The 10,975-nt window shown below is 42.5% G+C and carries 11 protein-coding genes; 1 reads left to right on the top strand and 10 read right to left on the bottom strand.

Annotated elements, in window-relative coordinates; all coding sequences use genetic code 11:
* Positions 1-197 precede the first annotated feature (197 nt).
* The 10 genes from GVY04_01835 to GVY04_01790 form a co-directional block, all read right to left on the bottom strand.
* Positions 198-497, bottom strand: a complete 300-nt coding sequence (locus GVY04_01835) for a type II toxin-antitoxin system RelE/ParE family toxin (protein NBD14914.1) — start codon at positions 495-497, stop codon at positions 198-200.
* Between the two features lie 2 nt (positions 498-499).
* Positions 500-754 carry a transcriptional regulator gene (locus tag GVY04_01830; GenBank protein NBD14913.1) on the bottom strand — a complete coding sequence of 85 codons (255 nt, stop codon included), beginning with the start codon at positions 752-754 and terminating at the stop codon, positions 500-502.
* A 172-nt stretch (positions 755-926) separates the two neighbouring features.
* The gene (locus GVY04_01825; GenBank protein NBD14912.1) at positions 927-1,148 is read right to left on the bottom strand and encodes a hypothetical protein; all 222 of its coding nucleotides are present in this window, start codon (positions 1,146-1,148) and stop codon (positions 927-929) included.
* A 44-nt stretch (positions 1,149-1,192) separates the two neighbouring features.
* A complete protein-coding gene (locus GVY04_01820) occupies positions 1,193-1,621 on the bottom strand; it encodes a dUTP diphosphatase (protein ID NBD14911.1) in 429 nt (142 codons plus the stop codon).
* 50 nt (positions 1,622-1,671) lie between these two features.
* Entirely contained in the window at positions 1,672-2,478 is an 807-nt protein-coding gene (locus GVY04_01815; protein NBD14910.1) for a deoxycytidine triphosphate deaminase, read from the bottom strand.
* Positions 2,479-2,782: 304 nt separating this feature from the next.
* Positions 2,783-3,409 carry a Uma2 family endonuclease gene (locus GVY04_01810; protein ID NBD14909.1) on the bottom strand — a complete coding sequence of 209 codons (627 nt, stop codon included), beginning with the start codon at positions 3,407-3,409 and terminating at the stop codon, positions 2,783-2,785.
* Complete coding sequence (locus GVY04_01805) at positions 3,406-3,735, bottom strand: nucleotidyltransferase (GenBank protein ID NBD14908.1); 330 nt, start codon at positions 3,733-3,735, stop codon at positions 3,406-3,408. The genes GVY04_01810 and GVY04_01805 overlap by 4 nt, the downstream gene beginning before the upstream one ends.
* Before the next feature lie 5 nt (positions 3,736-3,740).
* A complete protein-coding gene (locus GVY04_01800) occupies positions 3,741-6,944 on the bottom strand; it encodes a DEAD/DEAH box helicase family protein (protein NBD14907.1) in 3,204 nt (1,067 codons plus the stop codon).
* A 442-nt stretch (positions 6,945-7,386) separates the two neighbouring features.
* A complete protein-coding gene (locus tag GVY04_01795) occupies positions 7,387-7,704 on the bottom strand; it encodes a c-type cytochrome (protein NBD14906.1) in 318 nt (105 codons plus the stop codon).
* Between the two features lie 151 nt (positions 7,705-7,855).
* Positions 7,856-8,767, bottom strand: a complete 912-nt coding sequence (locus tag GVY04_01790) for an alcohol dehydrogenase catalytic domain-containing protein (protein ID NBD14905.1) — start codon at positions 8,765-8,767, stop codon at positions 7,856-7,858.
* A 763-nt stretch (positions 8,768-9,530) separates the two neighbouring features.
* On the opposite strand from GVY04_01790, the gene GVY04_01785 reads away from it, so the two are divergent.
* Positions 9,531-10,838 (top strand): glutamate-5-semialdehyde dehydrogenase, encoded by a 1,308-nt coding sequence (locus tag GVY04_01785; GenBank protein ID NBD14904.1) that lies wholly within the window; start codon positions 9,531-9,533, stop codon positions 10,836-10,838.
* Positions 10,839-10,975: the final 137 nt, after the last annotated feature.

Raw genomic sequence — 10,975 nt, 5'->3', positions numbered from 1 at the left:
GCCGACTAACCACAGGAAGCAATTCAGGGAATGTCATAGGTCTTTAGTTAGGATATCCACATTCACTAGAGTAGCTGAAATAGCTAGATATGAATTGCACTTAATCACTTTCATGTGTTATGACCTCAAAAATCTGTATCCATACAGTTTGGATTAGCAAGTTGTTTTCAAAGGGAGAAGGGAATCATCAATAATCATCAACTGGATTCTTCAAACAGTGATGGGAAATCACGACGACCACTGACAACTCTCAAGATTTCAATGCCATTATCAAGAATTCTGTAAAAAATGATGAACCCCTCTAAAGATATCCCTCGGAGTTCAGGTCGAATTTCTGCGTAGCTTTTACCGCTGTTTGGAAAAGCGACAAGTTGCTGACACTTACGATTAAACGCATTAAAGAATCGCTCACCCGCTTCAAGACTATTTTCAGCAAAGTAATCCGCAATTTCGTTGAGATCTTGGCTGGCAAGAAGGTTGATAACATAGCGACTCATGCCTAATTTCCTTGATGGAACCGCTCTAGAATACTATTAACGAATGTTTCACCATCAATCGGTGCAGTATGATTGGAAGCCTCAATGGCTGCATCAATCTTGACTCGAACATCTTCAACCCATTCGGATTCGGCGCGATCGTACTCCTCTAATAATCGCAGAGCAACTTCTAAAATCTCTTCAGCAGAACGATACTTGCCAGCTTGTAGCTTGGTTTGAATAAAGCGTTCCTGGTCAGGAGTAAGGCTAATACTCATGGCAAACCTATCTTACAGTCTATTCACTATTGTACGCTGGACTTTTATTTCCCTTCTCTTGCTGTATCGTTCTCAGGACAAAAATCACTGCATAGAACTCAGTCAAACCAAGGCAACTCAAGGGATGGGTAACTTAACGTCATCATAAAAATCTTGGTACAATCGCGCAGGCTTAGCTCGCTTGTTGATCACTGTTGTTCTCAATATAACGGCGCAAAACTGAGTTAATCAGAGTTTTGTATTCTGTACTTTGAGACTGAAACCATGCCATAACATCAGGATCAAGCTGAATTAAATTATGAGCTTGAGTAGCGGGAACTTGCAAAGTCGCTTTTGCAAAAAACTCCTCAGTCAAAGGCGGGATGTCGGAGTAATCTATTTCCTCATCCGTCATTACTTCTAATGCTTCCTAGTTAGCATTTATGTCCAATCAGTTCATCATGTTCCTGTTGAACCAAATCCTCCTTGTCCTCTTGAACTTTGACCTAATTTATCAACCTCGTCAACTTCTACATAAAGAACTGGCTTAATAACCATTTGAGCAATTTTCATACCTTTAGCAACCTTAAAGGCACTTTTGCCATGGTTGATCAAAATTACACCAATCTCACCTCGGTAACCTTCATCAATAGTTCCTGGTGTATTTAAAACTGTAACTGAATGTTTAAGAGCCAAACCACTACGAGGACGTATCTGAGCTTCAGTTCCTTGAGGTAGCTCTATTGTAATTCCAGTATGTATGAGAGTTGTCTCACCAGAAGCAATTTCTACCTCATCAATAGAGTATAGATCCATACCAACATCCCCTTGATGAGCGTAGGAAGGAATAATAGCTGACTCGTGAATTTTTTTTATTTTAAGCTTCATGTCTTTAGATCAAATAACTACTAATTTATCGTACTGAAAGAAGCCATGGCTCAGTCTCTACGTCTCATGTCAGAGAATATTTGAACAATAACAACTGCCAAGGCACCTGTAGTAAGTTTATCTGCGAAGAAATCAATGCGCTTGTTAGAAGAAAAATTACTTAAATAAACACCTAAAGCAATTAAGATCAAGCAAATTATATAAGGCATATAATCAAGAACTCTTCGCCATTTTTCTGAGTAAGACTTCTTAAATTTCTCAAAGTCAGAATCCTCATTTAAAGCCTTTTTCAACTCGTTTTTATTCCTTCTGTAATGAATTTCTAGCCATTTTCTATCTTCTTCATTAGGAGCTATCATAGCTACTAAATCAGGACGTCCTGGGTCATTGTCATGTTCTACAGTTGCTTGGGTCTTTAGGTAATGAAAAGTGATTGACACAAAAGTCTCTTCTTCTACTTGCAGAGGCACTTCGCTTTCAGATAGGTTGTGTAATGCAACTAAAGCAACTCCTAGATAACCTGGATCGAGAGTAGTACCTATATGCCCTATTCCTTTGGATACTAATTTAACTTTAGAGTGGTAAGTACCAGCTATTTTTGGGGAGACCCAGATGGATTCATTGGTTGCTACAAGAACTGTAGATTTTGGAGGAAGAACAATTCTCTTGTTGACAGAATCATAAACACTTTCATAGCTGCTCTTGGCATCATTTGGGTTATCAGGAATTCGATACGCGAATTGTCCAACTGTAAAGTTGTAGCTTGCTCCTTTAATATTGTCCCTCTTGAATGGATATATTAGGATGTTTCCCTGAATCAGTTCTTTTTCTATATCAACGTTGCTTAATGTAGACATGATTCTGCATGAAAATCTAGCTAGCGTGTAGCTTTAAAGTGTTGCACCCAGTTTCGTCATTAGTAGTATAACTATCTATTAGAGCAAAAGCTTCTATTCTATCTATGACTCTCCAAAGGGCAAAACGCTAAAACTATATGGACGTTATCACTAATATTACATTATTTAAATAAAGAAATTTTTTATTGCCTATCAATATATTTTTGTCATCAAAATTATTATATAGTATAAACTTAGGTCGCTGAATTACCTATATTGAAAGAATCAGTAATTTGTTTACTCGAGAATTCAATTGTGCTGATAGTCATTCTCTTCTTTGATATAGGGCTTGCCGATATTCCAGCACTGCATCCAACGGTTCCGAATAGGTTACATAACTTGCCAGCAAGTTGAAATCTAAATCAGGAAGAAATTGGCTAAATTCCCTTTGCTCATATTCCTGATCTCCTAAATGATAAAGTGTAAAGCGATTCTCTTGCCAGAACCAGACCTCTGCAACATTTAAGCCTTGGTAAATGGCTAATTTATTGATCGCGCCACTGGTTTTAATCACTTCAATCGCAATATCTGGTAAGGCTTTGTTGGTACCAATACAAAACGATAAATCAGGTTCTGCCCCGCGTCGTTTGGCTTCATTTCTAAAGGTGGTTGATCCTAAACTATAAAAACGGGTGCGCGTTTCTTCAAAATAAACCCCAAGCAGTCGTCCAATGTTTTCTTTAAACACTTCATGCTGACGACTGGGCATTGTAATTTCCAAGACTCCCTCTAAATAATGAACCCGCAACCCTGAGAAATTATCCCCCAAGTCTGTCAAAAGGGCTTCGTAAGTTTCCCAACTGACATCGGTAATGGTGTATTGCTGACTCGCTTCATCCGACAGCAACTCAGGATGCGTTTTGAGTTTGTCGAGTAACAGAGGATTCATCATTTTGCATAAATCACTTGCATCGAGGAAAGAATTTCACGACGGCGTAAGTCGTTGCGACTGGCTTCAATGCCTTCACGAGTAATTAAGTCAACCTCGCGATGAAATATCGTTTTTAGTTCTGCTTCCATTTGATCTAGTGTTCTAAACTTCGGGTGAGCATCTGGATGAAATTGCACCATGACATCAACATCACTATCTGGACGAAAATCATTCCTTAGAACTGAACCAAACAGGGCAAATTCAATGACTTGCCAACGTTGACAAAACTTAGCAATTTGTTGCATCGGCAATTCAATGGGGATAGAGATATTGTTGACCTCCAGCATAATTCTTACTCCATAATGGCAGTTTTGTTGAGGGAAATCAGTTCTCGAAACGCGTTATCATCCAGTTCCGTTAACCAAGATTCATCTGATCCAACAATTGATCCAGCCAGTTTTTTCTTATCTTCAATCATCTCGTCAATTCGTTCTTCTAAAGTCCCCGTAGTAACGAACTTGTGAACAAATACGTTTTTCTGTTGCCCAATGCGGAAAGCGCGATCGGTGGCTTGATTTTCGACCGAAGGGTTCCACCAGCGATCAAAGTGAAACACATGGTTGGCTTTGGTTAGGGTGATTCCCACGCCACCAGCTTTTAGGGATAAAATAAAGACCGAAGGTTCAGTTTCGGGGCTTTGAAACTCGCTGATCATCGCTTCCCGTTTCTTCTGAGTCGTTCCCCCGTGCAGATAGTAAGTATTGTAATGACATTCGTGGCGCAAGTATTTTTCCAGGGCAGTGCCGATTTCAGTAAATTGCGTAAAGACTAAGAGACTGTCGCCTTCGGTCATTGCTTCTTCTACCATTTCAGAAAGGCGAGTGAGTTTATGCGATCGCGCTGTGGTAAATTCACTCCCATCCTGTAAAAACTGCATGGGATGGTTACACACCTGTTTTAATTTCGCCAGCGTTGCGAGAATCAAGCCTTTACGCTGCATTCCTTCGGCTTCGGCGAGTTGTTTTTCCACATCTTTGACAACGGCTTCGTAGAGGGAGGCTTGTTCTTTCGTTAGATTGCAGTACAGTTTTTGTTCGACTTTATCCGGTAAGTCTTTAATAATCGCTTGATCCGTTTTCACTCGACGCAGAATGAAGGGTTCCACTAATTTTTTCAGGGTTGCGGACTGGCGACGATTATTATCTTTTTGAATCGGGAGTTCAAAGTTCCGGCGAAACTGCGCTTGCGTTCCCAGATAGCCGGGGTTCAAAAAGTTGAAGATCGACCACAAATCCAGTAAGCGGTTCTCAATGGGGGTTCCGGTGAGGGCAAGGCGATGCGGGGCGGAAAATTTTAGAATGGCTTTGGTGAGGGCAGCTTTGGGATTTTTGATGTTTTGCGCTTCATCCAAGACAATGCGATGCCAGGTCATGGCTTTGAAGAGTTTGGCATCTTTGCGGGCGAGGGCAAAGGAGGTGATAATGATATCCTGATTGGCACAGTTTTCTTCAAAAGCAGCCGTTTCTTTGGCGCGATCGCTGCCATGATGGATAATTACGTTTAGCTGTGGGGCAAATTTTTGAATTTCGTGATACCAGTTCCCGACAACAGAAGTCGGTGCAATCAGTAACGTCGGCGGAATTTCAGCGACATTCGTTTCTCGTTCTTGCAATAAACGGGCAATCACCTGAATCGTTTTCCCTAAGCCCATATCATCGGCAAGACAGCCATTGAGTCCCAACTGTTCCAAGTATTGCAACCAAGAGAGTCCGCGCTTTTGGTAGTCTCTTAATGTACCTTGGAAGGCTTCGGGTGTGGTGATTAACTGAAATTGTTGCTGATTGTTCAGCTTACTCAGCATTTGGGCAAGAGAATCCTCGCGATCGCACTCAACTTCTAATTCCTCCTCCTCCCCTTCTGCTGTCAGTTTCATAAACTCCAGCAAAGACAGTTCTGGATTCTCTTCTTGGTGTTTTTTCCAAAACTCCAGCATCTGCTTCATCTTGTCTTGGTTCAGTTCCATCCACTGACCACGAAACTTCACCAACGGCGTTTTTGCCTCAATCAGTTGCTGCCATTCTTCTTCTGTAACCGGTTCATCGCCAATTGCTAATTCATATTGATATTGCACTAAGGTATCCAAGGAAAAATAACTCTGGCTGTCATCACTCGGACTCCCGGATTTGCTACTGGCTTTTAACTTCACTTTTGCCCGTTGTCGTCCTTGCGGTGTCCACCAAGCCGGAACAATCACTTTATAACCGGCATTTTCTAACACCCAAGCCGATTCTTTGAGAAAGTTGAACGCGCCATCAAGGTTGAGAAAAATACCGACCGGTTGGTCTGTTTCGAGTCCTCGCCACAGATCCGGGTAAATGCGCGCAGCATAACCCAAGTTCAACAGTAGATGTTTTTCAAACTCCTCCCCTAATTGCTGTTTCATTGGTTCTTGTTGATCCGGGCGCATCCGCCAATAATCATTGAGGGAAACTCGTAGGGAGGGGTCAGATTTCGGGGCAACTTGAAATTCTAAAATCCAAGAATCTTCTGGTTTTGGGGGTTCTTGCAAATGGAAATACAGGTAAAAGGCTTGACTGGTATGCGTGGAAACAACGCGATCGCGCCAAGTTTGCCATTGTTTATACTGTTCTAAAGCATCATTAGAAGTCCAATAGGTACCTCCATTCGCTCGGTTTAAGCAATCTTCAAGGATTGAATCGGCAATCTGTTTCTCGAACCCTTTCGTGGTGTAAGTATGGGTGACAATTTCGGTGAGTAAGCATTCCGAAAAGTGATGGAGGAGAGAAGCGCGATCATAAAACTGTGGCGTTTCTGGTGGTTCGGCGAATCCCGCAGCGCACATCAACGGCATTGACTCAACGGATTCATTCAGTAAGGTTTCATACTCTTCTCCAATCAATTCCCAACCGGGATAAATTTCAAATGGAGTAGCAGTTTTAGACTTACGCTTAGACTTGCTGCTGGTTTTCTTTTGCGGTTTTAACTCCCGATATTTCAACGCTGGAATATATTGATCTTTAAGAATAATCTGTTTCAGGGCTTGGGTGAAATGAAACCAAAATAATAAATCTGACCCCATTTGAATTTCACTGAGGCGATGCAAGGTAATGAAATGAAGGTCATTAAGGAGAGGAATCACTGAATTCACCCAGTTCTTCCGATTCGTGCCAGTTTTGGTTAGAGATAGAGTCGAATAACTATCAACCTGCCAATATTGCCAGTCAAAGGAATCTGGAAGTTCAGTTTCTAAATAGCGGGATAACTCTAAAGACGGAAGCGGCTGATCGTCAATAGTTGGGAGTAAAAAGTAACGCGGTTCAATCAGTTCTTCTAGCGTATGAAATTCAGGCGGTTTAATTCCTAATTCACTGGTTAATAGAGTGGCTAAGTCCGATTTTGTCAGTTGCCAAGGGTGACGTTGCTGAGGTTGACGAAATGTCTTTTTTTGCGTTGTTTCAACCCACAGATAAAATTGACCGGTTTGAATAAACGGATTGCCAGTCTCGGGAATCCAAGTGCCGTGAAGAATTTGCATAGGAAGTCACGGGGGAAAATGGTGCCAACGATGCGCGAATAAGTAGTTATTCTAACGTGCTTTCATAGAAATTCTCATTAATAACTCAGTTATGGATACAAAAATTATATGACCTGTTTTTTTCTCCCTCCTTATCTTAATTCAGGTAAGACTTGTTGCACGGAAGGGCTAACGGTAATGAAAGTTCTGCGGCGACCAAACAAGAGAGATTCAATAGTGCTCTTTATTCGCGGCGTGTTTACGGATATACTCTTGAGCATTGGGGTCAATGGCTTGCGCGATCGCGCGATAGACTGTTTCCATTAACTCTGATTCTTGTTCTCGTAAACCAGGTGACGCAAAGGTTTAAATATTATAAAAATAACGCTATTTTCTAATGCTTTATCTAACAGATTTAAAGATAAATAAGGTGCATTAATTTCAATAATGCACCCGACACGACTTACCATCCCTTTTCAGCTTGGCTTAAAACATATTCAGCAACCACTTCAATTTGTGATTCATTCAGTCGTCCTAGAAAAGCAGGCATCGCACTTTTTCCCTGTTTGATTTGCATGACGATTGCCTCTTTAGAGTCCATATTATACTGCGCCAATGCATCTTTTTTCAGAGTTTTATTAGCCACAATCCGGTTAGCACCATTAGCATGACAAACGGCACAATTCGCTTGAAAAATTTGTTTGCCATTTGGATCAGCATGAGCGGGAGAAGCCAGAAAAAGATAGCATCCTAAGATTAGAGAGACGATGATTTTTTTGATCATTGATATTCACATTGAAATCGCCCTTTAGAAGATAGGACAAATCAAATCAAGAAGCAAAAGACAGGCTGTAATACTTTAATTTTTATTAATAATGCAAAAAATTCTAATTAAGAACTCAGGTGGTGGGGCCCACCTGATGATTAAACAGTTAACGTTTTAAAACAATACGGTAGCGGGGTTTGCCATGGCGAAGTTGATCCATTGCTTCGTTCACTTTGTCAAACGGATAAAATTCGACCATTGGTTCTAGTTGTTTACGGGCGAGAAATTCTAGCATTTGTTTTGTTACGCCTGGGCTACCCACTGGACTGGCAGAAATGGATTTTTGTCCAAAAAGTAACGAAAACATTTGCACGGCAATAGGATTGGGCGGTACACCCAGAAAATGAAGACGACCGCGAGGACGCAATGCAGCCATATAGGTTTCCCAATCTAAATCTCCATTAACAGTAGAGAGAATGACATCAAAGCTGCTTTTCACCGCTTTCACCGCTTCTGGATCGCGAGAATTAACAAAATGATGCGCCCCCAAGTTGCGGGCTTCAGTTTCTTTTTCAGCACTTCCAGAAAAGGCAGTGACTTCACAGCCCCATGCTTTCAAAAATTGCAGTGCCATGTGACCTAAGCCACCGATACCAATCACGCCAACGCGATCGCTGCTTTTGATATTTAACTGCACAATCGGGTTAAAAACGGTAATTCCGCCACAAAATAACGGTCCTGCAGTTTCGGGATTTAAACCTTCGGGAAGACGAAACACCCAGTTTTGATGAGCCCGTACCTTATCGGCAAAGCCGCCGTAGCGTCCAACAATGGTTTGTTCAGAATCATGACAAAGATTATGGTCACCAGATAAGCACCACTCGCAACTCATGCAAGAACTCGAAAACCAGCCTAAGCCCACTTGTTCGCCAATCGCAAGATTTTGAACCGTATCACCGACAGCAGCAACTGTCCCGACGACTTCATGACCGGGAACTACCGGATATTGAGAAACGCCCCAATCATTATCAACAATACTGACATCACTATGACAAATGCCACAGTATTGAACGTCAATTTCAACTTCTTCGCTGCCTAACGCACCGGGATCATAGGTAAACGGTTTTGACGCTCCAACGGCTAAAAGCGCGTTGGATTCTTAATTCATCGAGACACCTTACAACTTCCAGAAACGAGTTCTTTTAGCTCCAGAGGGTGTTCTCTCCAAAAGCGTTGATTATACTGTTTGGATGCGCCCCACCCTACAGTTTAGAAACTTAAATTGTCTTGGTTTTACTGGTACTTCCGTTAGGAAGCTAACGTTTTTAGAGACCGCAGCGACGCAGGAGCGAAGCGACGAGGAAGTGAGGATTAATCGCGCCTCTAGCTAATAAGTTGATTGTAGCAGAAATTTTTAGGTTGGTTAACTTCGAGATATCGAATCTCTCAGTTAACGCGCCTTAGATGAGGGGAGTAGCGTCTGGGGTCTCCCCAGACGTTTATACGCCCCGTCCAACGTCTTAAAGACGCTTGGCGCGTGCGGCGCTTTCTGTAATTGGGCACCTGCTTCTTTTGCAGCGTAAGCCTGAATGGTCATGGTTGTTCCTCATCTGAAACTGTGTCAACCATTAATTGAGCCACGCTTTTCAAGATGGCGTCATACCTCCCCCGTTAGAGAAGTAAAATGATTATATCTTCGGGGATAGAATACAGGGCCTCTCACTCGATTTTGCGAGGGTCATGAAACCTAGACAAAAGAGGGGATCTGGGCAAATGGTATAAAACTTATCAAAATCTACGATACAATAAACGCACTTGATCGTATAGTCGAATTAGTCTCAATGGTAGCCTCACAAACGACACCGGATGCTTTATCAGATCTGGCTCAACAAACGCAAAAGGCAGCGCAACAACTCGCCGTTTTATCCACAGCACAACGGAACCAGGCGTTAAGCGCGATCGCGCAAGCCCTTACCACTCACCAGGATGAAATTGTCGCAGCGAACGCTACAGACTGTGAACAAGCGAAAAAAGATGGCATTCCGGAAGCCCTGCAAGCCAGATTAAAACTGGATCGGACAAAATTACAAAGCGCGATCGCGGGGGTCACAGATGTGGCAAACCTACCGGATCCCATTGGTGCTACTCAAATTCATCGGGAACTGGATACTGACTTAATTCTCAAACGGATCAGTTGTCCAGTGGGTGTATTAGGGGTCATTTTTGAAGCCCGTCCCGATGCCCTCATTCAAATTACCAGCTTGGCGATTAAGTCAGGCAATGGCGTCATTTTGAAAGGGGGAAAAGAAGCCCTCAACTCCTGTCAAACCTTAACGAAAGTCATCCATGAGGCGTTAGCAACAACTGATGTCCCCCCAGAAGTAGTACAACTCCTCACGACTCGGGGCGAAATCCAGGAACTGTTGTCCTTAGATCACTATGTTGATCTAATTATTCCCAGAGGTTCCAATTCCTTTGTGCGCTTTATTCAAGAAAATACCCGCATTCCGGTATTAGGTCACGCGGACGGTATTTGTCACATCTATGTTGATGAAGCCGTTGATATCGAACAAGCTGTAACCATTACCGTAGACTCGAAAACGCAATACCCTGCTGCTTGTAATGCTCTGGAAACCTTACTCGTTCATCGTGCCGTTGCCAAGGACTTTTTACCGCAGCTAGAAAAAGCGATAACAGAAAAAGGCGTAACCTTACGGGGTGATGAACGGACTCGTGAAATTTTACCGCAAATTGAGACAGCAACCGTAGAAGACTGGTCAACAGAATACGGGGGTTTAGTTTTAGCCGTGAAAGTGGTCGATAATGCTGAAGCTGCCATGGCACATATCAACACTTATGGGTCTCGACACACCGAAGCGATCCTGACGGAAAATGCTCAACTCGCTCAAACCTTCCTCAACCAAGTCGATGCAGCCGGCGTCTTCCACAATTGTTCCACTCGTTTCTCCGATGGATTTCGTTATGGCTTTGGTGCAGAAGTCGGGATTAGCACCCAAAAAATGCCCCCACGAGGTCCTGTGGGTTTAGAAGGCTTGGTGACTTACAAATATCAAGTTACTGGTAATGGACACATTGCAGAAACCTATAGTGGAGAAACGCCGCAGCCCTTTACCCACAAAGACTTATAGGCTAATCCATTCATTAAGAGTAATCCAAGAAAAAAGTTATCCGAAAGTGATCCAGGTTTAGCTCCAATCTCAACAAACCATTTCTCTAATCCTGGTAAACGTTGAAACTGCTTTTCAAGGTTCGCCATCGCTTTCTG

Source organism: Cyanobacteria bacterium GSL.Bin1, from assembly GCA_009909085.1.
Lineage (GTDB): Bacteria > Cyanobacteriota > Cyanobacteriia > Cyanobacteriales > Rubidibacteraceae > Halothece.
The sequence above is the reverse complement of the archived record's forward strand: the minus strand, read 5'-3'. Positions and strand labels throughout refer to the sequence as shown.

Coding starts and splice junctions, on each gene's coding strand:
- GVY04_01800 (NBD14907.1), bottom strand. CDS start 6,944: ATGCAAATTCTTCACGGCACTTGGATTCCCGAGACTGGCAATCCGTTT.
- GVY04_01820 (NBD14911.1), bottom strand. CDS start 1,621: ATGAAGCTTAAAATAAAAAAAATTCACGAGTCAGCTATTATTCCTTCC.
- GVY04_01785 (NBD14904.1), top strand. CDS start 9,531: ATGGTAGCCTCACAAACGACACCGGATGCTTTATCAGATCTGGCTCAA.
- GVY04_01825 (NBD14912.1), bottom strand. CDS start 1,148: ATGACGGATGAGGAAATAGATTACTCCGACATCCCGCCTTTGACTGAG.
- GVY04_01805 (NBD14908.1), bottom strand. CDS start 3,735: ATGCTGGAGGTCAACAATATCTCTATCCCCATTGAATTGCCGATGCAA.
- GVY04_01835 (NBD14914.1), bottom strand. CDS start 497: ATGAGTCGCTATGTTATCAACCTTCTTGCCAGCCAAGATCTCAACGAA.
- GVY04_01810 (NBD14909.1), bottom strand. CDS start 3,409: ATGATGAATCCTCTGTTACTCGACAAACTCAAAACGCATCCTGAGTTG.
- GVY04_01830 (NBD14913.1), bottom strand. CDS start 754: ATGAGTATTAGCCTTACTCCTGACCAGGAACGCTTTATTCAAACCAAG.
- GVY04_01815 (NBD14910.1), bottom strand. CDS start 2,478: ATGTCTACATTAAGCAACGTTGATATAGAAAAAGAACTGATTCAGGGA.